Annotated in this window: 12 protein-coding genes; 10 read left to right on the top strand and 2 right to left on the bottom strand. The window is 55.9% G+C overall.

The window, feature by feature from the left end; genetic code table 11:
- A partial coding sequence (locus B2310_RS07055; protein WP_290729946.1) for a fumarate hydratase occupies window positions 1-980 on the bottom strand: 980 nt, incomplete at its 3' end.
- Window positions 981-1211: 231 nt separating this feature from the next.
- On the opposite strand from B2310_RS07055, the gene B2310_RS07050 reads away from it, so the two are divergent.
- Window positions 1212-1877, top strand: a complete 666-nt coding sequence (locus tag B2310_RS07050) for a hypothetical protein (RefSeq protein ID WP_290729944.1) — start codon at window positions 1212-1214, stop codon at window positions 1875-1877.
- Window positions 1878-2014: 137 nt separating this feature from the next.
- Here B2310_RS07050 and B2310_RS07045 read toward each other — a convergent pair whose 3' ends face one another.
- Window positions 2015-3184: a hypothetical protein gene (locus tag B2310_RS07045; protein WP_290729942.1), complete on the bottom strand. Its 1170-nt coding sequence runs from the start codon at window positions 3182-3184 to the stop codon at window positions 2015-2017.
- 229 nt (window positions 3185-3413) lie between these two features.
- Here B2310_RS07045 and B2310_RS07040 point away from each other — a divergent pair, with 229 nt between their 5' ends.
- The 9 genes from B2310_RS07040 to B2310_RS07000 all read left to right on the top strand — a co-directional run bounded on the left by B2310_RS07040 (window position 3414) and on the right by B2310_RS07000 (window position 23376).
- Window positions 3414-9974 (top strand): glycoside hydrolase family 9 protein, encoded by a 6561-nt coding sequence (locus tag B2310_RS07040; protein ID WP_290729940.1) that lies wholly within the window; start codon window positions 3414-3416, stop codon window positions 9972-9974.
- A 61-nt stretch (window positions 9975-10035) separates the two neighbouring features.
- A complete protein-coding gene (locus tag B2310_RS07035) occupies window positions 10036-15834 on the top strand; it encodes a glycoside hydrolase family 9 protein (protein WP_290729938.1) in 5799 nt (1932 codons plus the stop codon).
- Between the two features lie 24 nt (window positions 15835-15858).
- Window positions 15859-18237 (top strand): PAS domain-containing sensor histidine kinase, encoded by a 2379-nt coding sequence (locus tag B2310_RS07030; RefSeq protein WP_173382122.1) that lies wholly within the window; start codon window positions 15859-15861, stop codon window positions 18235-18237.
- Window positions 18222-18596: a response regulator transcription factor gene (locus tag B2310_RS07025; RefSeq protein WP_290729936.1), complete on the top strand. Its 375-nt coding sequence runs from the start codon at window positions 18222-18224 to the stop codon at window positions 18594-18596. The genes B2310_RS07030 and B2310_RS07025 overlap by 16 nt, the downstream gene beginning before the upstream one ends.
- A gap of 3 nt (window positions 18597-18599) precedes the next feature.
- A complete protein-coding gene (locus B2310_RS07020; RefSeq protein ID WP_290729934.1) occupies window positions 18600-20087 on the top strand; it encodes a sigma-54 dependent transcriptional regulator in 1488 nt (495 codons plus the stop codon).
- Window positions 20088-20813 carry a pseudouridine synthase gene (locus B2310_RS07015; RefSeq protein WP_173382123.1) on the top strand — a complete coding sequence of 242 codons (726 nt, stop codon included), beginning with the start codon at window positions 20088-20090 and terminating at the stop codon, window positions 20811-20813.
- Window position 20814: 1 nt separating this feature from the next.
- Window positions 20815-21642: a metallophosphoesterase gene (locus tag B2310_RS07010; RefSeq protein ID WP_290725992.1), complete on the top strand. Its 828-nt coding sequence runs from the start codon at window positions 20815-20817 to the stop codon at window positions 21640-21642.
- A 55-nt stretch (window positions 21643-21697) separates the two neighbouring features.
- Window positions 21698-22711: a quinolinate synthase NadA gene (gene nadA / locus B2310_RS07005; RefSeq protein WP_173364968.1), complete on the top strand. Its 1014-nt coding sequence runs from the start codon at window positions 21698-21700 to the stop codon at window positions 22709-22711.
- A gap of 2 nt (window positions 22712-22713) precedes the next feature.
- Window positions 22714-23376 (top strand): hypothetical protein, encoded by a 663-nt coding sequence (locus tag B2310_RS07000; RefSeq protein WP_173364969.1) that lies wholly within the window; start codon window positions 22714-22716, stop codon window positions 23374-23376.
- Window positions 23377-23425: the final 49 nt, after the last annotated feature.

The following is a 23425-nucleotide window of genomic DNA, read 5'->3' as shown; positions in this document are numbered from 1 at the left end:
TCGTCAATCTTTGCCTTGATGTTACGGTCGGCAGAGCAGCTCACGCCGATAGAAACCGGGCAGCTAGCCGCATGGCGCGGAGCGCGGATTACGCGCACGTCGTGCACCAGGTACTTGCCGCCGAACTGGGCGCCAATGCCCGTCTTCTGGCAAATGTGCAGAACCTTTTCTTCCATTTCGAGGTCGCGGAAAATGCGGCCGCCTTCGGAACCCGTGGTCGGAATATCGTCGAGGTAGCCGCAGCTAGCGAGCTTCACCATGTGGGTGTTCATTTCGGCAGAGGTACCGCCAATCACAATGGCGAGGTGGTACGGAGGGCAGGCTGCTGTACCGAGCGTCTTCACCTTTTCGGCGAGGAACTTTTCCAAGGACTTCGGGTTGAGGAGCGCCTTGGTCATCGGCCAGTAGTAAGTCTTATTGGCAGAGCCGCCGCCCTTCGCCACAAAGAGGAACTTCATCTCGGCGCCTTCTTCGGCGTGGATGTCGATCTGAGCCGGGAGGTTGCAACCGGTGTTCTTTTCTTCGTACATGGTCAAGGGTGCAATCTGGCTGTAGCGGAGGTTCTTGGTGGTGTAGGCGTTGTAGATACCTTCGGAAATCGCTTCGGCATCGTCGAAGCCGGTCCACACCTGCTGGCCCTTGTGGGCGACGCAGATTGCCGTACCGGTGTCCTGGCAGAACGGGAGAATACCCTTGGCGGCAACGCAGGCGTTCTTGAGCATGGTGAGGGCGACAAACTTGTCGTTGTCCGAAGCTTCCGGGTCCTGCAAAATCTTTGCGACCTTCGCCGTGTGGGCCGGGCGCAGGCAGAATTCCACTTCTTCAAAGGCTGCCTGGGCGATCTTGGTGAGCGCCTCGGGGGCGACCTTCAGAATCTTCTTGCCTTCGAATTCGGCGACGGAAACGCCGTCTTTACCGAGGTTCACGTATTCGGTAGTATCTTCACCGTGCTGAACGGTAGCTTCGTATTTGAATGCCATAATTTGTGTCTCTAGTGAGGGGTTAAATTTTGATTCATAAGATAAAAATTGCCCCGACCGAAGGGGGCGGTCTCGCCAGGCGTAATGCCTTTTTTTGTAAAAACCGCCGATAAACGTACAAAAAAAGGGGATTATTTGAATTTTTTTTATTTTTTTTTAGCAATTCGCCCCAAGATGTGCTATTTTTTAGAGCGTAAGTTTAAAAACAACCCCTAAAGAGGAATGGAATCTATGATGAAAAAGATTTTGATGGTCTCCATGCTCGCCGCAGCAGTCGCATTCGCTGCGCCGGCCAAGTCCGCCAAGAAGGCAGCCCCCGCTGCCGCACCGGCACCTGCCGCCGAAGCCGCCGCACCCGCTGCTGCTCCTGCTGAGGCTGCCCCGGCTGCTGCACCTGCTGCCGAAGCCGCTGCTCCGGCCCCTGCCGCTGAAGCAGCCCCGGCCGCCGCTCCCGCTGCCGAAGCCGCACCGGCACCTGCCGCTGAAGCAGCCCCTGCCGAAGCTGCCGCCGCTCCTGCTGCCGCAGCTGCTCCTGCTGAAGCAGCGCCCGCTGCCGAGGCCGCTCCTGCCGAAGCCGTAGCCGCCACTGATTCCGCCGCCGCTCCTGCTGAAGCAGCGCCCGCCGAAGCTGCCGCTCCGGCCGACACCGCCAAGACCGAAGTCCTCGAAGCCAAGGCCGAAGAAGCTCCGGTAGACTCCGCCGCTCTCGCCAAGGCCGAAGAAGAAAAGAAGGCTGCCGAAGCCGAAGCTAAGGCCAAGGCCGAAGAACAGCAGAAGATTGAAGCTTCCAGCATGGGTTCTGCAAAGACCACCATCATGGAAAATCCGTGGGAATTCCTCGTGGTTTCCGCCCTGTTCGTTGCTTCTGTGCTCGTGATTATCTTCACCGGGGACTGATAAGCTCCTTCAAAAAGGTTTAAGAGAGACGGCTTCTGGCCGTCTTTCTTTTTGCAATCTTTGTTGTATTTCCAGATGCATATAAGAAGGCCGCGGTCACAAAGACCACGGCCTTCGTTAAATGAGTTTGCCGCCTTCTAGTTGGGCGAAACCATGCAAAGCGCGGTGACCGTTGCCTCGATGGAGAACTTCTTGCCAGGCGCGCAGCTGTTGCCGGGATTGAAGTAACCGATGTTGTCAACCTGGTTTCCGTCCACGGTAATCTTGAGGGACATGTAATCGGCTCCAACCTTGGGCACGCAAGAAAGGTTGCAGTTTGCCTTTGCTGTATTCGGAACCTGGGCGGTAATCGGGGACTGCGCCGGAATGAACATGGAATCCGGGAGATTCGCGCGGTTGGTCTCGCCATACTGTGGGCTATTGACATCGGCAACGATGAGCACTAGGTCCACCGATTCGGGGTCAAGCACAGTCACGCCGTCGCACTGGTAAGTTTGCGTGGTCCTGTCATCGTTGGTCACGGCAACCATGGGGGCAACCTTCTGCTTGTGCATCGAAGCTTCTGCAGACAAAGTAGCACTCGTCCCCGAACCAGAAATCGTCCCGAGCGTCGAAGTCCAGGCATACCCGGTGATGTTCGCATCGGATTCCGCCTCGACGGTCCACGTAATCGTTTCGCCCGCCTTGGCTGTTTCCTTGTCGGCCTTGCAGGAATTGATAGTAATAGGAATGCCCTGCACCTGTAGGGGATCACAAACGACATCTGCACCATCGACGTTCAGCGTTGCCGTGTAAGTTCCGGACTGCTCATACGAAACATCCACGGAGTTCATCCCATTCCCCTGCACCGTCTTGTTCAGTTCGGGGAATTTCCATACAAACGGAGCCATGATGGCATCAAAGACATCGCCACCTTCACGATAGAACGACCACGTCGCCATGCCACCCTTCTCAATGATGGGGGTCTTGGGACCGCAACTTCCGGAAACTTTGAGAGACGGCTCGTTCAGAACCTCTTCAGAAGACTCCGTCGCCGTCTTGGAAGATGACGAGGCAACGGGCTTGGATGCCTGCGAGGAGGACGAAGACGGCTTTGAGACTGTCGACGAGGAAGAGGTTCCCCCCTCCTGGGAGAGCTTGCTTTCGGAAGACACCGCAGGAGGGTCATCGGGCAACTGGCTAGACGGTTCCTTGGGACCTGCCACCTCGTCTCCACAAGCGGAAAGACCGAACAGCGACAATCCGGAAACGAACAGCGCCGAAGCAGGAATGTAAAAAAATCTTTTCTTAAAAAAAGAGGATGTCATACTTTGAAATATATAAAAAAAAGCCCGAATGAGTAGTTTTTTTTGATACACTTTTTTTCAACCGCGTTAAAAATGTCTATTTTCTAGATGGGATTGTTGTGAGTACTTTTTTAAGGGAGGCTATATGCCGTTTTTCCTAGTAGCAGGATTGCTTCTGGCATCTCTGACTTTTGCTGCGGTTGACCAAGAACAACCGACACCCTATGACTTGATTCGTCCGATATGGCCCATGAAGTGGGATACTGCCGCCACAGACAACGGCGGTACAGTCGAGAGTTTCAGCAAGTATACTCCGAACCCCCGCAAGCACAATACCGTGCCCCCCGTCGGATCCATGCCCCAAGACTTTGTTCCAAACGGAATCATTCCCGACTCGTTGAACCAGGCTTTCCGTGACGCACAGAACCTCCGTATCGGCCGTATCCGTATAAACCAGGCGGGCTACCTGCCCGAAGACCCGGAAAAGCAGTTCTATTATGTATCCGCAGGCAACTGTAGCGAAAAATTCTCCGTTGTCGATTTGGAAGGGAACGAAGTCTTTACTGGCGGAACCTTTACCAACTCCGGCAAGTCCACCGGGTCCAGTTGGGACATCAAGGCAGGAACTGACGCCGCGACGAACAACCAAGGGCGCTACACGGCCAAGGCCATAGGTCCCGAGGGCAAGGTTTGTATCGGCCAACTGAGCCAGGCGGCCGGACTCGACATGAACAAGCGCTACCGCGTCAAGGTGCTGAGCCAGTATTCCGCTACCTTTATTATTAGCGACAAGGTCTACTCGATGGTCCGCGATGCGACCCTCAAGTTCTATGGTATCAACCGTTCCGGCAATTCGGAATCCTGGTTCCACAAGCCGAGCCACACCAAAGACGGCAGCGGCAAGTTCGTAAAGGGTGTCGGCGCCGTCACAGGCTTCACTCCAGAAGAGGGCGCACTGCAAGGCGGCTGGTACGACTGCGGTGACCACCTGAAGGAATCCCAGACCCAGGCCTACGCATTCATGGTGCTTGCCGTGATGGCGGCATCGAGCCCGGAACGCGACGAGGACCACTACGCCTACAACATGGGCGAAACCATCAATACCGACGGTATTCCCGACATTCTGCGCGAAGCCAAGCACGGTGCCGACTTCTTTTTGCGCGCCTACCGTTTTGCAAATGGCGTCATCGACAATATGGCCGTCTCCGTAGGAAACTTTGGCGCCGACCACGGATGGTGGGGACGCCCCGAAAACCAGGATGCGCTGCCCACGACATTGACCGGTCGCGGAGGTCCGCATGAACGTGACATCCGCCTCGGCGAATTGGGTTCCAACATTTCGGGCCAGATTGCGGCGGGCCTCGCCATTTTGAGCAAGGAATACGCGACATACGACAAGCCTTTTGCAGACAGCTGCCTTGTCGTGGCCGAAAAGATGTACGATTTCGCCAAGAACCTGAAGCTCAAGGAAAAGAGCCTTGGCCCCGGAACCTACGACGGCGGAAAGGCCTATGTGCACAATACGAAGGCCGACGGCTGGTCGAGCCCGGCCTACAACGGCAACAACGAGTCGCACGACGACCTCGCCATTGCGGCCATTGCGCTTCACTTCGCCACCTACGAAAAGACCGGCAAGATGGACTACCTGAACGACGCCGTGGAAGATACGCAAATTGGTGTCCCGCAGGAAGCCTCGACCGGGTTCTTCCATGGCGGCTGGATGGCCTGGAACCGCGACGGCATGAGGAAGTCGAGCAAGAATACGAGCTGGGCGAACGCCTACACCTACACGCTCTACGGCTTCTATAAGATGCTTTTGCGCGACAAGGAAACGGGCCTCAAGTACGGCATCGACGACAAGACCCGCCTGACCTACGCCGAAAATGTCGCCTTGATTCTCGGCACCAACATCAGCTACCTGAGCGGAAGCGGTTCCCAGAGTGTCACCATCCCGACCCTGAACGGCCCGACCCCAGTCTCGTTCGGCGACCTGTGGTACAACATGCAGACTGACCAAACCTGGATTTACAACCGCTACCAGGCGGGCAATATCTTTGAAGTGCTCGCCTACTCCGACGTGACCAAGGACCTGGAAGGCATCAACCTGCCGCAGAAGGGCATGCAGAACTGGAACTCCGCCGCCATGAAGCAACTCGGTATAAACCAGCTCAACTACATGCTCGGCGTGAACCCCTGGGATGTTTCCTTCTTGCTGGGCGTGGGCGACAAGAACGACGCCCACCCGCACCACCGTGCATCGAACCCCGAAGGCAAGAACATGCCGGGTGCTGGCTACAAGTACAACCCGCCCACGGGCGCCCTGTTCGGCGGCGTGACCCCCGGCGTCGAGAACGCCTGGTCGCCCTCGACGCTCAGCTGGGAAGACTACCACCTTTCCGAAACCTGTATCGACGCTACGGCCATGTTCGTGGCTTCGAGCGCCGTTGCCGTCCGCGAAGAAGACCGCAACCGCGCCCCCTCCCAGATTAACGTGGAAATCCGTTACGTGGGCTACGATTCTGCCATCGTAAAGATTTCCCAGGACATGCGCGGCCCCGCCATGATTCTCTACAGCACCAGTGAAACCGGTCCGTTCAACATTCCCGCGAAGGATACCGTCAACGGCGTAAAGCACGAGATCCACCTGACGGGGCTCCAGAACGGCACAACCTACTACTTCAAGGTCATCGCGATTAACATCAGGAGCGAAGCGTACGCCACCAAGTGGCTCGTCGACAGCACCACGACCCCGTTCTCGTTCACGACCCTCGTGAGCCCGCCGGCCCCGGCCGACATCCAGAACGTGAAGGTCTGCAACCTGAGTTCCGACAGCGCCGAAATCATGTGGTACACACCCAACGGCCAGTACGAATCCAAGGTCTACTGGGATACGACACTCACGAGCTACGACAAGATGACCTGTCCCACGACCCCGAGGGGCACCTGCGACATCGACGGCAACGCGGATGTTTCGGGAATCCCGACCAGCTTCCACTACGTGAAGATTGGCAAGCTCAAGGAAAAGACGACCTACTACTACTGCGTAGAAAGCAACGGGGTGCAGCGCTGTACCGACGACAACGGCATGCCGCTCAAGTTTACTACTCCCGTGACGCACTACGACTTCGACGTAAGCGTGTACCAGTACGAGTTCGGCGGGATGGATTTCCTGAACCTGAACCTCACCAACAACGAGGACCGCGCGTTCAACGAACTGACCCTTAGATTCTACGTGACAGCAAAGCCCGAAGAAATCGAGGCCGTCCCCGGCCAGAACAACCAACCGGGAACCTGCCCCCTGCTGGTGGATTCCGACATTTGCCAGGCCTATGACGAAGCGGGCTTCAACAGGCCCTGCGTGAACGAAAGAGGCGAGAATGTCGACGATTCCATACGCTACTACCTGAGACATGCCGTGCCGGTAAAACTTGAAGACACCTACAACCCGGCAACGGGCGAATACGACTGGTACATCCCGATTCCGCTGGGCGGCACGACCATCAAATCGTCATCGCGCATGCGTATCGACATCGGTTTCTCCAGCGGCATTTACCAGAACAACATGTGCGAAACGCTCCGCACTCCGGGCAAGAAGCGCCTCGTGACCGGCGGCAACTCTCCCGACTGGTCTTGGGCGGCCCACAAGCGCGACGACGACGGGGCCGACTACGATGGCGTTCCCGCATGGGACAAGGACCAGGGCGACTTCGAGCAGGCACCTGTCAACCCCTACATCGTAGTCTACCGCAAGGACGAGTTCATATCGGGCTTCAGCCCCTCCTACAAGGAAATGACCACCAAGCGCGCCCACTACGACATGACCGTAGCGTTCGACGCTCCGTTCAACGTGTCCAACGGTTCCTATGTGCGAATCGACACGGCGACAAGCGTCATGCACCTGCGCGGCACGGCACTGATTTCGGAAAGCGGCTACGTGAACAGCATCTGGGTGAACGGCGTGGCGCTCACCAAGGAACAACTCGCGAAGGCGGCCGTCTACAACTACGAGACCGGCAAGTTCGACCTGGACATCCCGGCCAAGATGACCATCGGCACCAACAAGGTGGACGTGACCGTGTTCGCGGGTCCGAACCCCGAATGTGCTGAATGCCAAGAAAATGGCGGATGCGCGTTCGTGAACCGCACCTACTACGTGCAGTTCAGCAAGGGCGACCGCACCCAGGGCTCGCTGTTGCTTGTACAGAAGGACGGGAACTCGGTAACGAGCCCCGCCAAGACAGACGGTTCCCTTCAGTTCCAGATTCAGCTGCGCGACAAGGACAGCCGCAACAACGAGACTATGCCCGTGAAGGTTTTCAATTCGCGCACCGGGGACTCTATCGAAGTCATTCTCAGGCGCGATAATGAGGCCCTGGGCTACTTCTCCGGCGACTGGCTCAAGGCAAGTTCGAGCGAAGACGCCTACCCCAACATCCACTTCCTCGGTGGCGACACCATCTGGGTCAAGTACCAAGACCCGGCCGACGAAGAAGAACGCGACTCCGTCTGGTTCTACTCGCAGCCGACCCGGCCCGACCCCAAGAAGGCTCTCTTTACAAGCGAAGTCTGCTCCATGACCGGCGCACCCGTAAATGACATGAGCCTCAATATCGAATTCAGCGGAAGCCAGTTCGATGGCACCAAGATTATCCTCGACAGCGTGATGGTCTCGCTCGATTCCACCGCGACATTCGCAGGCAATTCCTTCGTGCTGACTCCGTCTTCCACCGTGACGGGTGCGACAGCCTCCTTCCCCCTTTCCGACTCGCTCGTCAGCATCGCGAACCCGAAGGGTAACGTCACCGTCTACTTGCGCGAAAACGGGAAGGCCCAGACGGCGACCGTAGCCATTACCGACGCCATCAAGCCGAAGCTCGTGAGCGTTTCCATTCTGGAAAACGAGAACCACGAAAACGAACGCGACACGCTCAAGGTTTCGTTCTCGGAACCTATCAACCTAGGTTCAAAGACGGAATGGCCCCTTGAGGTTTACGACGGCACATCCGAAGTCGTGCAGGCCGGCATCCGCGTCATTTCGGCAACATCCAGCGACGACGGCAAGAGCTGGCTCTATGTCATCGAAGGCAACACGAACGGGGACCTGATCAAGCCCGGGTTCCGCACACAAATTGCCGGATCCTTCCAGGTGAACGACATGTCCACTAACGCGCTCGCCTCCTGCGAACCGATTACGGTGACAGAATCGACCCGACCCGTGCCCGTGCATTACGCAAGGATCTTCGATGTCGAAGGCGACGGCCAGCCCGACTCCATCTACATCGAGTTCGTGAAACTGCTCCGCGACAAGAACATTCCCGACACGATCGACGTGTACTGGGGCAGCCCCGCCGTCTACACGCCGTTCACCACGCCCGCCGGCGGATGGGCCCTCGATACGGTCTATGGCGAAAAGACTCCTGTCGCCATAACAAAGCTGGACTCTGCCAACGGAACCTGGATAAAGGGAACCGTCAAGAAGACCTGCATCAGTTTCAAGGACGTGACGACCTACGTCACAGACACGGTTTTCACCTGCACCTACCTCGATGCGGAACAGACCGTTGTCGACCAATGCACGGTTGACCATATCGACACGCTTTCTTCTACAGTCTCGCAGAAATGCGACCAGTACCAGACATCGCAGGATTCTTCGTTCATTCCGAAAATTGACACCGTGGGCTGGGACTCGGCACAGACCGAGCATAGCGCCATCAGGATTGCGATTCCGGACGGCCTGTACAAGAACATGACCTACGGTTCTAGTGGCGGCAACGGAGCTATCCTCCCGCGCAAGGGATCTCTCGAAAGCCTGCTGGATGCAACACGGGCAACGCTCATCGACAACTGCCCGCCCATCATCATAAAGGCGACCAAGAGTTCCGTAAGCTCTTACGAGTTCCTCGAGGCGACCATGTCTGAACCGCTCCAGAGCATCGACAACCCAGTCCTCGAATACATCGAAAGGAAGCGCGGCTCGCAGGAAGGAATCTACCTCAAGCCGATCTCGGTGACCACGAAGAACGAGACCAAGGAGACGTTCGGCTACACGGACGAATCCGAAGGCGCCGTCCGCGTGGGCGACTTCATTAGGCTCGTGCCTCTCAAGGAACTTTCTCGCTACAAGGACAAGGCGGGCAACTACCCCACCATCAACAACCCGTGGGTTATCGTTGGTGGTGATGCTGCCGAGAAGACGAAGTTCAAGGTGACGCTCGCAAGCAATATCACCACTCCGTCCAAGGAAATGCCCTACGCCGATGTCCCCGTGAAGGAAGGCGACATCTTCCGCATCACCGTCAAGAACTCGAACGGGACGGAAACCCTGCTCAACCTGAACGACAATAAGCTTTCGGCGACCGCCATCGTGCTTGACACCAATACCTACAAGCATGCGGGCCCGCAGTTCTTCGTGGATATCACCATGCCGTCGGCTCTCCAGACCGACGACTTCGGCAAGCCTATCTTCGATTTCGACATCCGCTTCACGATGAACGTCTACGACAACCTCGGGCAGTTCATCGCGAACCAAGATATCCGAATCGACCTCGACGACATCGGTCGCGACAAGATTTCGGAAGACGGCGTGCTGCACCTGAACCTCGAATGGCTTGCGCCCAACGGTTCCCCGGCAAGCAAGACCGGCCGCAGGCTCGGCACTGGTGCCTACATTGCGAAGTTTGATTTTGAATCCAAGGCAACCTACGTTGCGGAATCCGGTTCGGGAGATGACCTCGACTACGAAAAGGGCGACGTCATCAAGGCGAACGACAACACGACGAAGACCTTCGGTTTCAAACGAGTCAAGAAGTGACGCCTCGTGCTGAACAATTATCTTAGGAAGAGAATTTGACATGACGTATTTGAAAAGACTGTTGGCTGTTTTGTTTATACTGGGAGATGCGCTGTGCGTGAACGCCATGGAGCAGCTCCCGGTAATCGACCGTACCGACAAGGTCCACGAGCGTCGATACCTCGACTCGCTGAACGTGTACAACCGTAGGCCTATCCGTTTGAACCAAAGCGGATTTAGGCCCCAGGATTACAAGTACGCCTATGTCGCCGACCCGACGAACATGACCTTCAAGGTAATCGACGCAAATACCAACACGGAAGTTTCGAACGGCAGCCTTTCTCTTATCAAGCAGAACGCCGTAAAGCCCAATATCTGGATCAATGGCGCCTTCAATTCCATCGCAAGCGTGTACGAATTCGGGTCTCTGGATTCCATAAGTTCTGCCAGAGAAAACCTGTACCGAGCGGACTTCACGACGCTTACCTCCATGGGAGAATACTACCTTGTTGTCGGGAACGACACCTCGGCCCACTTCCTTATCCACCCATCGATATTCAACGCCATTCTGGAAAAATCGCTGATGTTCTTTGGCATCCAGCGGTGCGGCGACACCAAGTCGCATTTCCACGGGGCATGCCACCTGAAGGACGGTTCTGCAATCGGGCACGACCTCACCGGCGGATGGCACGACTGCGGAGACCACTTCAAGGTCTCGGAAACCCTGGGCTACGCGGCGTATGTGCTTTCAATGGTCTACCTCACCTATCAGGACAAGGCCGAAGACCGCTACGGCAATTCCTATGCGGATACCGTGTTCACCGACGGCATTCCCGACATCCTCTACGAAGCAAAAATCGGAACGGACTACATTCTCAAGCTTTACAACGCATCCAAGGCGGACGGCGTGATTGCCCAAGGCGACATGTACCATTCCGTGGGCGTCGCCGATCCTGACCATGCGTACTGGGACAGGCCTGAACGCCAGGACGCACAATCCCCGGCCAAGGGAGGCCCCGACCGCGATGTAACCAAGAAAATCGGTGCCAATACCGCGGGTATCTTCGCCGCTGCGCTTGCAAACGTGGCCGTCGGATACAAGGTCTACGATGCAGCCTATTCGGATTCCCTTCTCGCTGCGGCAGAAGACATCTACAAGAACGTTTTCAAGGTTGCCTATGCAGAAAAGCGCATCACGAGCGGCAATTACTACAACCAGTTCTATACGGGTGGTGGCCCCCTGAACGACGACGGCGCCGCAGCCGCATTCGCCCTCTGGTATGCCACCAAGGATACGACCTACCAATACGACCTTTACAAGAACCCGGCCATATACAACAACGCAAATTCCTACAGGTACAACCTCGACTACTTCAAGGGCGGATTCCTCGGGAATCCAAGCGGATTTACGCCGGGCGGCTGGGCGACAGACTACCAGAACGTCCATTCGTATGTGCTTTTTGCGATGCAGCGGTTGATTTTGAACAGCCCGACGATTTCTGCAGAATACGGCCTTAGCGAACTGGAACGCGACACCCTCTCGATGCGAACCATGGCGACGTTCAGGAAACTGATCGATGTAAGTACCAACGAGGGCGACTCCCTGGTGCTCACCAACCCTGGCATTGGCAGCGGCGACCCGCACGAAGGCCCAAGCAACCTGCACGTAATCACCCCGTATAACCTGGTGTGGACCAGCTTTGACTGGGGCGTGATGCGCTACAACATGGGAACCGCCGTTTCCATTTTCTTGATGTACGAACTCACCGGCGACGAGCGCTATCTGAAAGTGGCACTCGACAACATGTACTTCATTCTGGGCGCAAACCCGTGGGATATTTCATTCCTTATGGGAACCGGGGACAAGAACCCGCAACACCCCCACAACCGCGCCTCGAACCCCGACGGCTACAACGCAGGCGGCATGCCGTACGACTATAAATGCCCCGTAGGCGCCCTGATGGGAGCCCGTGACCCGAACAAGACACTGATCGAAGACTGGAGCAAATACACCTCGACCGAAACCTGCATCGACTTCACGGCGCAGTTCCTGTTCCCGGCCCAGAGCCTTGCCCAGACTCTCCCGCCCGACATGGATGGTCCGCTGTTCAGCAACATCGCCGGCACACCGATTTCGGACACCGAAGCCATCGTGAGCTGGGACGCCAACGAAGTCGCACTCGTAACCGTATTCTACAGCGAAGTTCCCGACGAGACAACCGTCAAGTCCGTTCAACAGAACACGGCCACAAAGGGCGGGGCTGTCACACTCACCGGGCTCACCCCGGGGAAGACCTACTACTTCTTCCTCGAAGGCATGGACACGAGAAGGAATCTCACAACCGACAACAATCACGGCCAGTGGTACAAGTTCACCATGACCCCTGCCACGACATCCATCAGCGGGGTCACCATCTGCCAAGTCGACAACCGGAGCGCAAAGATTTACTGGTGGTCGAGCGACCGCATGAATGGAGTCGTGAATTTCGGAACGGCTCCGGGAGCCTACACCCAGTCCAAAGCGGCAGAAGGCGGCGCAGTCCTCTTCCACGAAGCGACGCTCACCAACCTTCAGGCTGGCACCAAGTACTACTTCTCCGTATCTTCGGGAGCCACGACGTCAAGCGAATTCTCTTTCACGACCGAAGAATACGCCACGACAGTCGAGATGGACATCTACGTGAAGCCTCTCAACAAGAACGGTTGCTCCAGCAGTTCCGACTGGAAGCAATGCAACACCTTCCTGGTGATTGTCACAAACAGGGATACGATGCCATACCAGGATCTCGACCTGAGATTCTATTTCCCGGTCGCCGTCACCGGAGGCAGCGACAACAGGTCCATTTGGGACGGAACGGGGCAATCGGTCGGATGGCCCACGATGAATTTCGAAGCCCCCGTAGCCTATACGGCAACGACACCGAGCGGAACGACCGAAAGCGGATATTACACGCAGGTCCATATCGAAGGCAACCTCGCCGTTTCCGGCAGCTACTTCTTTGAATTCAAGGTTCAGCCCTCCTACGGAAGCCTGGAAAACAGCTGGTCCTTCAGGCCACATACGGGCTCCGACGATCCAGAAATGTTCGAAGGCATAGACCTGACCCGAGGCCCCTTGTACAAGGAAGAATCCAATTCCACCATGTACATCGAAACCATAAATGGTGTAAAGGAAAAGGCCTTCCGAAAGACGCCTTACGTCACGGCCTACTATCACGGCAAGTACATCTACGGTTACGCCCCGGACTACACGCCCGAAACGGGGCCGCAGCTCAACCGTACCATAACGCTCAATTTCGACAGCCCGTTCGTATCTCCGCACTACTCCGTGGAACAGGAAGACTACGGCGCCACCTACAGCGGAATGAGCAAGGTGACCCCGACCGGCATGCTCGATGAATTCGAGATGAACGGCAGTTCCTATTTCAACCACACGGCATACGATCCGGCAAACCGCAAAGACGCCTTCCAGTTCAAAATCGACACGACACTTGTCTACGGCAACAACTACATGGAATGGGTCAGCTGGCACAACCGCGCAGCGAACCAGAACGGCAGCTACGATTGCGCCTGCGCCGTCGTCCGCAGCAACGTGGAAATAGACTCCATCATGGTTCCTCCTGAAATCCGCCACCTGAAATTTACCGTCGACACGGTGCACGCCTATACCGGGAAAATGGTCAAGGTCAAGTTGCAGCTTCTGGACAGCAACATGGCGCTACTCAACGTAGACCCCATAAGCGTTCTCCTTTCTTCGGAAACGGGATTCGCAAAATTCTACACGTCCCTCAATTCAACGATTCCCGTCGAAAAAATCGACATCATCAAGGGCGAAGCCGAATTCTACCTTTCTTCTGACAAGGCGACAACGACTATCTTGAAGGCCATCGGGAACAACACCTCCAAATTCAACTATATTCCCGCAAAGGCAGTGCTCATCATCGAAGACCTGCCGCCATGGCCCATCATCGAAGAAGCGAAGATGGTCGACTCCGACTGCGACGACATTCCCGACGCGCTCAATATTACGCTTTCGAACGAATACATCACGGCCGAGAACCAGTCGTTCAATTCCATCAAGTTCGTGTACGGCAGAGATACCATCACCAGCACCAACCTGATTTCGCAGAACGGCAAGGACATCGTCGTGGGCGCAAACCTCACGGGCGCCACCGTGAACACAAACCCCGAAGGAAGCATCACGCTTGTGAGCAACACGAAGGACGGCAAGAAGGAATCGGTCGACTTCTACAAGGATGGCATTCCACCCAACCTGGTATCGGTTTCTGTGTTGGAACGCCTGCCCGAAGCCACAAGCGATTTCGTCTACATCCAGTTCAGCGAACCTGTGAAGGAACCTTCACCCGAATGGCCTCTCCGGATAGATCACAACGACATTGCGGCCCACGTGAAAGGCGTCAAACCCTACAACAAGGACTTGAACATTTGGGAATTCGAAATTGACTTCGACGCCGGAGGCGGTTCGCTCGTCAAGGAAGGCATGAAGGCGGAGCTGTCGCCGACAGCCACCATCCGCGACCTCGCCGGTAACGGAATCGGCCCCTGCACCCCGAAGGTTGTCGACGTTCTCCTGAAGATCCGTCCGATTCCCATGACTTATGCAAGCATCTCCGACTTGAACCAGGACGGGCTTGCCGAACACGTCGACATCAGGTTCTCGCAGACGGTCGATTCGAAGCACTTCCCGGATTCCATCTCCATCATCTTCGGCAGCGCCGCCCCCGAGACGCTCGTCGTCCGCAAGACGCAATTCCAGCTGAACACGGACCAGATGTCAAGTTCGTTCGACCTCGTGATTCCTTTTGCGCTCGGCAACACCAACGGAAACTTCGAAGGGCTTCTGAACGGCCGCGAAGTCGAAGGCGCGGGCATGATTATCGAACACCTGGGTGACGGTGCCGCCTACGAGACGGAATCCGTGCTTGCCGAAGACCTGGCGGGCCCTGTGTTCGTATCGGCTTCGCTCTCTTCTTCCAATACCTACGAAGTGCTAAACGTATACATAAGCGAGCCGCTCGTCATCGTCGATTCCGCAGCGATCCTCTACGTGCGCGAACGCGGCAACATGAACATCGCGAAAATAGACATTGCCGGATTCGGGCTCCCCTCGGGCAAGACCATGCTGAACGCGCTCTACACCGCCGACGCCGTGGCCGCGGTCATGGAAGGCGACCGTATCAATTTTGCGCCCAATACGGCAAGCGCATTCGCGGACAAGAACGGCAACCGCCCCGCCGAACGCAATCCAAAGGTGACCGTCGGCGGCGAAGGCAAGCCGAAGATCAAGTTCGATATCCACCTCGAAAAGCAGGTTGCCGACATCAGCTCGCAGGCCGCTTCGCTCATCAATTCTACAAAGACGTTGAACCTCTACATTGTCAATCCGAGCAACCACAAACTTGACCGCATCGAAAACGGAGTTGTCGTAGAAACCGGAATAGACACAACAGTCACTCCGCTCACCGGCGTCGTCTGGACCATGGACCTGACCGTCCCGCGTGGCGGAGCGCTGAACGAGCCGGCCTACTGGAGAAGCCTCAAGGTCAAATACAACATTCCCATCTACACGAATCTCGGAAGCTACGTGAACCGCGCTTCCGGCACCTACACCGTCAATTCCGATGAATACTTCTCCACGAACAACAAGGTGACGTTCTTTGTAGAATGGGTCAACTCGCCTGCCGGAGGCGTAAAGTCACAGCAGGGCCGGGCCGTCGGAACGGGAGCCTATATTTACAAGGCCGAACTGGAATGCAAGTTCCTTCCCAACCCGGATCTGGACATGAAAACGAAGGAACGCTTCGACACGTCGAATTCTTACGACAAGACGGAAACCTTCGGAATCAAGCGGACAAAGTAAAAACGTAGCGACAGGTTGACAGACATGCCGGAAATACTCTATTCAAGTTCCCCCATCAGCACCATCCTGTCGGCTATCGCCCTTCTGCTCACCTTCCTGATTCCCTACATGCTGGGACAGAAGGTGCGCATCAAGCAGTTCCCGAAGCCCATCTACCAGCTGCTGCTCATCTGCGTCCACTGGAATACCGGCAGCCTTATCGGGAACATGTTCTTCAGCGGTCCAAATATCGGAATCGGCGCAAAGATCACGTTCGGCCTTCAGGCAATCGCCTGGGTTCAGCTCGGAAACGCCGTCTACCACATTTGCGAACAGAACCTCACCATCAAGCGTTCGAACTTCTGGAGGCTCCTCAACGCCATCGGTGGCGCAAGCGCTATCGCCGTCACGGTTATCTTCTGCATCAAGCCATCCATCATCACGGATTTCTCCGTCTTTGGCATGAGGCCGTTCCACAAGTATCCCTTCTTTATTTCCTATTCCATCCTGTTCTTCCTTTTCGTGTTCCCGGAAACGATGCTTTCGCTATACAAGATGCTCCGCAGCAGCATGCAGACCAGCGACAAGGACGCCGCGCAAATACGGTTCTACATGGTGGCAAGTTTCATCTTCTTCGTCGTCATCTCGTTCTTCATGGATTTTCTCATTCCCATCTCGTTCTCGTTCAATGTAGACGGGCACTTCCCCGTGTTCCTGCAATGGCACCAGTATTCGACAGTCATACTCACGATCCTCTGCTGCCAGTACTTCACATCCATCTCTTTCAAGAACAAGAGTTCACATTGGCTTCTCAAGAACCTTGAAGCGCAGCTGAGCGATTCCACCATCCATTTTCTTCCCGACGGAAAAATCGTCGACAGCAACCCGGCCGCACAACTTCTTTTTAAGAAATCCGAATCCGAAATGAACCTCTGCCGTATCCAGGATCTCATCCCGGACATCAAATACGACATCGAAATCCGTGAAGAAACCAAGGACGTCGTCATCAACGACGAGCGCCACACGTTCTTCATTTCGCTTTTCAAAGTTCGGGTGACCCTCACCACCTACATGTGGATGATACTGCTCAGCGACCAATCCAACTCGCTCATCTACAGGCAGCGAATCGAATCATACAACAAGCAGTTCGCCGACTACAAGCAGGATCTCATCCGCTACCAGGACCGCCTCGACAGTTCCGAGAAAAAATTCAAGGAGCAGAACAACCTGAGTCTCGCCCTCATCAACGCGCTTCCCTTCCAGTTCTGGTCCAAAAACGAGCAGGGCGTCTACATGACCCAGAACATCACGGACATCAAGCACCGCGGCAACCAGATCCAGACGACGGATAATTCCGACAAGATTTCAAGCTACGAGAAACAGGCCCGCGAACTCGGGATTCCCAGCATCTACACAAGCTACGAGGACGAGGACCACAACGAGATTAGCGAAGAAGAGGCCAACAACCGGATCCACAACCACAAAACCATTTTCATTTACAGGAACCAGTTCATCCCCATCATCGCGAACCAGAAGCCCTACAAGATTATCGGGCTCAAGCAAGATCTGACCGAGCAGCGCAGGCTCGAACGCGAAAGGGACCTGCTGCGAGAACAGAAAAACATCCACTCGAGACTCGAAGAACTCGGAACCATGTGCGGCGCCTTCGCCCACGACTACAAGAACATCCTCGGTTCGCAAATCGGCTTCAGCGAACTCGCGCAGGAAATCCTCGTGAGCATCCCCGAAGACGCCGTGCCCAAGAAGGAATACGAGAAACTCGGCAAGGTAAACAGCTTCATCGCCGAAGCGACAAAGGCGGCGAACCGCGCCAAGGACTCCCTGAACGAAATGCTGAACGCCCTGCGCGAAAAGACGACAACCGCACCCGAAGCCATGGTGTTCTCGCCCTTCCTCATCATCGAGGATGTCGTAAAGAAGCTCCAGCTGACGCTCCCCTCGAACATCCACATTTCCACCGAAATCGTAGATCCCGACCTCAAGATAAGCGGATTGCCCGCCGCCCTCGACCGAATCCTGACAAACCTCGCGAACAACGCCATCTTCGCGATGAAGTCTACCGGCGGGACACTCACGTTCAGACTCGAACGCGAAACGCTGAAAAACACGCTTGTTCTCCCCTTCTCGGACGCCATCGAAAAGGGAACTTATGCGAAATTCACCATCGCCGACACGGGGACGGGAATGGATTCCGGGACGCTCGAGCGCATCTTTTCGCCGTTTTTCACCACCAAGGCACCGGGAGAAGGGCTCGGACTCGGCCTTTCTTCGGCTCTCAGGCTCCTAAAAGAGGGCAAAGCGCATTTCACAGTGCAAACAACATTAGGCGAAGGCACGAAATTTAATCTATATTGGGATATAGCAAACGATCAACCGGAGAATGCATCATGTCCACCATCCTGATCATTGACGACGACGAGCAGTTCAACCTGATGATGAAGACAGCCCTCGAAGCCAAGGGCTACGAAGTGGAAACTGCGAGCAACGGCAGGGACGCCAAGGTGCTCTACCAGAACAAGAAATACGATGTCATCGTTACCGACATCATCATGCCGGACGTCGATGGCTACGAAGTCATCCTGGACCTCCGCCGTATGGGCTTGGGAGACAGGACAATCGCAGTCAGCGCAGGCGGACGTACCGCTGCGGACGACTACCTGATTACCGCCAAGCATTTCGATGTCGCGGCCACATTCAACAAGCCCTTCGAACTGCAGCCCTTCCGCGAAAAGATTGAAGAAATCATAAAGAGCCATCAGTAACCGATGCCGATGAATATCCTGATTGCCGACTCCGACAAGGAGTTTATCAGCGACATTCGACGTTCGTGGACTTTGCCCGACACAGAGCTAGCCTTCTGTGACGATAAGAACAATTTGATGCCGCTGGTCAAGGCCGCGCCCATAGACCTCGCCTTCATCGAGGTCCCGTTCCTTACGCTCGACAACATGGACATGGTGAGCTATCTCAAGGAACGCAAGCCCGGTATCGAGATTTTTGTCCTCTGCGACAACAAGAACTGGCCCGGGGCCACAAGCGCTATCAACCGCGGTGCGAACAGTTTCATCATGAAACCCGCAACCGTGGAGCAGCTTGAAGACACCACCAAAAAAATCCAGACTCTCCGCCAGAACAAGACGACCAACCAGCTGATGGAGTCGCAGGTGCTGGACAGCCTCCTGGGCGACACCCCCGAAATGAGGAAAATCCTCAAGACGGCATACAAGATTGCGCCCACCACGAGCACGGTCCTCATCACGGGCGAATCCGGTTCGGGCAAGGAGTTCCTCGCAAACGTCATCCACCGCTACAGCAAGCGGGCAAGCGATCCGTTCGTGGCAGTCAACTGCGGGGCGATACCCGAGAACCTGGTGGAAAGCGAGCTGTTCGGCGCCAAGAAAGGCTCCTATACGGGTTCCACCGTAGACAAGAAAGGTTTGTTCGAATCCGCGAACGGCGGCACGCTGTTCCTTGACGAAGTGGGCGAACTTTCCGCCGCGACCCAGGTGAAGCTTTTGCGCTTCTTGCAGAATCACGAAATCCGCCGCGTAGGCGAAACCGAAGCGCGCTACCTAGACGTGCGCATCATCGCCGCCACCAACCGCGATTTGCAGGCCGCCATGGAAGAAGGCATCTTCCGCGAAGACCTCTACTACAGGCTCAACACATTCCACCTCTCGCTTCCGCCCCTGAGGGAACGCCGTCCGCTTATCCCCACGCTCGTAAAATACTTCATCCTGAAGTACAAGGAAACCCACGGCAAGGACATCCACGACGTGGAGCCCGCCGCACAATACGCGCTCGCGAAATACCCTTACCCCGGCAATATCCGTGAACTCGAAAACATCGTGGAGCATGCGATAGTCCTTTCCGAGAACGGAGTCATCCGCCTGGAGGACTTGCCCGAAAACGTGCAGGAAGAAGCCCGCGAAAAAACAGTCGCCATTCCGCACATGAAGGATGGCATAGGCAACGAAGCTACGGAGGACTCGCCAAACCCGTCCAATACGGGTCTCGCCATTTCGTATGCGGATTCCACCTCCAGGCAACCGCCCCAAAGTACCGCAGACTCTTCCGACGGCCCCGACGAGATCCTCTCGCTCGAAGAGATGGAACGCAGGCACATCCTGCGTGCGCTGAGCGTCTGCAACGGCAACCGCACGGAAGTCTGCAAGCGCCTCGGAATCAGCCGCGCGACCCTTTGGCGCAAACTGAAAGAACTCAAGATCCAGATGGACGGCGAGGAAGCCTAGATGCGAATCAACAAGTTTATTTCCCTGTGCGGAATCGCAAGCCGCCGCGCAGCCGATACGTTAGTGCAGGAAAGGCGCGTGCAAGTGAACGGAGAAACGATTACCGACCTCGGACACCAGGTAGACGAGATTTCGGACACCGTGACCGTCGACGGCAAAAAGGCAACCCTTCCCAAAAAGACAAAGGTCATCGCCTTCCACAAGCCTGCCGGATGCGTCTGCACCAAGGACGACCCGCAGGGCCGCCGCACCGTCTATGACTACCTGCCTCCCGGCTACCAGGGATTCAAGTACGTGGGGCGACTCGACCTGCAGAGCCGTGGCCTGCTGCTGTTTACCGACGATGGAGAACTCCTGCACAGGCTCACGCACCCGAGCTACGAAATTCCGCGCAGCTACTATGTGTGGACGACCCGTCCGCTTTCCGAATCTGCCGCGCAGAAGCTCGTCGACGGAGTCGACATCCGCGACCCCGACGATCCCGAAGCAACCGAGGAAATCGCTTTTGCGACCGACGTGTATCTCGAAAACGGATTTGCGGAGCTCGTGCTCATCGAGGGCAAGAACCGCGAAATCCGCCGCATGATGCGAGCCGTCGGCTACGAAATCCGCGACCTCAAGCGCGTAAGCTATAGCCACATCCAGCTAGGCGACCTGCCCGCAGGCGAATTCCGTGAGCTGACCGCCGACGAGATGAACAAGCTCAAGCAGGCGGTTCACCTGTAGCATGAAGCGGACCCTCTACATCGGCGACGTGCACGGCTGTGCCGACGAGCTCGAGCGCATCATCGACGCATTCGGATTCGTCCGCGAAAATGATACTTTGTACCAAACGGGCGACATCATCAACAAGGGCCCCGACATGTGGCGTGCCATGCAGATGGTCCTCAAGCTCGGCATATTGACAGTGCGAGGCAACCACGAGGAGCACCTCATCCGCATGATGGATTCTCCCGAAGAAACCTGGACCGAGAAACAAAAAAAACGTTTCAGGGCTCTCCCGCTCGAACAGTGGGAGTTCATCCGCGACACCGTGAAAAACTGGCCCCTGTGGCGCGACACGCCGCACGCGCTCCTTGTGCATGCGGGACTCGAACCGGGAAAGGCGCGACTCGAGGACATGAGTCCCGAAGTGCTGCTCTCCATCCGCAACTGGAATGACAAGCCATGGTTCGAGCAGGTGAAATGGGATAAGACAGTCGTGTTCGGACACTGGGCGAAGATGGGATTCGTAAACCGTCCCGGATTTATCGGCCTCGATTCCGGCTGTTGCTACGGCAAGTGCCTTACCGCCTGGTGCCCCGAAGAGGACAAGTTCTACACCGTCCCCGCCGCCCGCGAATACACGCCGGTGAAGGACAAGGCGAAGGAATCCGAAAACGCACCGTGCAAGGTGCTGGGAGACAGTTCCCCCGAATCGGTCCCGCCGCGGACCTTCGACGAAATCAAGTCGAAAATCGAAAACGGAGACATCGCCCCCGGCAAGGATTCGCCCGAGGACGAAAAAATCCGCAAAGCGAGCCCCTCCATCAGCGCGGAATGGGCCGGATACTGACCCATGGCCGCAAGAGGCGCCCCCTATTTTTTTATTTTTGGCGCGGAGATTTCCCATGACGACAGACGAACTCTACAACCGACTCAAGTCCATCCAGCCCGGAGCCGTGCTCTGCACCTACACCAAGGAAAAATGCGAGCAGATGCTCCCGCTGATCAACGAAATCAACGAGCGCAAAAAAGACCAGGATACGGTCATCCTCGCGCACAGCTACGTGGCCCCCGAAATCATCCTCGGCGTCGCCGACTACAATGGCGACAGCTTTAAGCTGAGCGAGGACGCGACCAAGGTGACGCAGAAGACCATCCTGTTTTCTGCCGTGCGCTTCATGGGCGAAACAGCCAAGATTCTCAACCCCGAAAAGGACGTGCTCATCCCGGGTCCGCTCACCGGATGCAGCCTCGCCGACTCCATCACCGGAGAAGAAGTCAGGGAACTCCGCAAAAAATATCCGGAACACACGTTCGTCTGCTACATCAACACGACCGCCGACGTGAAGGCCGCCTGCGACGTGTGCGTCACGAGTGGAAACGTGATGAAGATTATCGAGAGGCTCCCGACGGACAAGATCGTTTTCGTCCCCGACAGGCTCATGGGCCAAAACATCCAGGCCGACCTCGACAAGCGCGGTATCAAGAAAGAAATCGTTTTGCACAACGGCTGCTGCTACGTGCACGAGACCTACGATTCCGAACTTATCGACTTTTTCCGCAGCCAGAATCCTGGGCTCAAAGTGGTAAGCCATCCCGAATGCCACCCGGGTGTCGCCCTCCTGAGCGACTACGTCGGAAGCACGGGACAAATGGTGAACTACATCAAGGAACAGCCCGACGAGACCCCGTTCCTGTTGCTCACCGAATGCGGCCTCAACGCCCGCATGCAATACGAGCATCCGAAAAAGCGCTTTATCGGCAGCTGCAGCATGTGCAAGTACATGAAGAGCAACTCGCTCGAAAACATCCTTGAGACGCTCCGCCATCCCGAAAAAGCCGAGCATGTCGAGCTTGACGAATCGGTTCGCGTTGCCGCCAAGAAGTGCATCGACGCCATGTTCTACTACGCAAAATAATCATGAAGAAACTCGTTGCCATTTTGATTCTGCTCGTCGGCGTCTCCGCCTTCGCGGATGGAGACTGGCCGCGTTCATATTTTGTAAGCGCGGGCATTGGAGCAGTCGCATCCAAAGGCGACTTCAACAACCGCGTTATTTCGATGAAGGACACATTGGGACAAAAGGAAATTGTCCACGCTCCGGCACTCGAGTTTCTCGCGAACCCCGACTTCACCATCGGCGCGAACATCCGCGAATTCACGCTCACGTTCAACTTTCAAATCTGGGAATCCGAACAGACGCTCAACGGATTCCCCGATGAAACCCACAAGGAAAGCAGCCTCCTCTGGCGAATCAGCATGGAGTTCATCTACAACTTCTTCTGGCCGGAGTTTTTCCAGGTGGGAGTCGGGGCTTCGTATTCCTACACCGCAGTAACCACCGAAAATTCGGCTTTCATAGGCGAAGACGCTTACGATGCCGAATTCATGGGATCCGGTATCGGGCTTATCGCAAATATCAAGTATTTTATTTCAGATAACATTGCAATGGTTCCGTTCATCAAAATCTACGAAAACTGGTTCAAGAATGTCTACACCAAGGAAAGCGAACTTTGCGATCTCGATTCCTACATGTGGCAGACATTCGTTTTTGTCGGAATGAACGTCCAATATCAGTTTTAAGTCTCCAATCCGGATTCACCGTTGCCCGACATCTCGCTTTTAGCTAGAT

The organism is Fibrobacter sp. UBA3629 (genome assembly GCF_002374005.1).
GTDB lineage: Bacteria > Fibrobacterota > Fibrobacteria > Fibrobacterales > Fibrobacteraceae > Fibrobacter.
This window is presented reverse-complemented; position numbering and strand designations above follow the sequence as displayed.

Coding starts and splice junctions, on each gene's coding strand:
- B2310_RS07050 (WP_290729944.1), top strand. CDS start 1,212: ATGATGAAAAAGATTTTGATGGTCTCCATGCTCGCCGCAGCAGTCGCA.
- B2310_RS07045 (WP_290729942.1), bottom strand. CDS start 3,184: ATGACATCCTCTTTTTTTAAGAAAAGATTTTTTTACATTCCTGCTTCG.
- B2310_RS07040 (WP_290729940.1), top strand. CDS start 3,414: ATGAAGTGGGATACTGCCGCCACAGACAACGGCGGTACAGTCGAGAGT.
- B2310_RS07030 (WP_173382122.1), top strand. CDS start 15,859: ATGCCGGAAATACTCTATTCAAGTTCCCCCATCAGCACCATCCTGTCG.
- B2310_RS07025 (WP_290729936.1), top strand. CDS start 18,222: ATGTCCACCATCCTGATCATTGACGACGACGAGCAGTTCAACCTGATG.
- B2310_RS07020 (WP_290729934.1), top strand. CDS start 18,600: ATGCCGATGAATATCCTGATTGCCGACTCCGACAAGGAGTTTATCAGC.
- B2310_RS07015 (WP_173382123.1), top strand. CDS start 20,088: ATGCGAATCAACAAGTTTATTTCCCTGTGCGGAATCGCAAGCCGCCGC.
- B2310_RS07010 (WP_290725992.1), top strand. CDS start 20,815: ATGAAGCGGACCCTCTACATCGGCGACGTGCACGGCTGTGCCGACGAG.
- nadA (WP_173364968.1), top strand. CDS start 21,698: ATGACGACAGACGAACTCTACAACCGACTCAAGTCCATCCAGCCCGGA.
- B2310_RS07000 (WP_173364969.1), top strand. CDS start 22,714: ATGAAGAAACTCGTTGCCATTTTGATTCTGCTCGTCGGCGTCTCCGCC.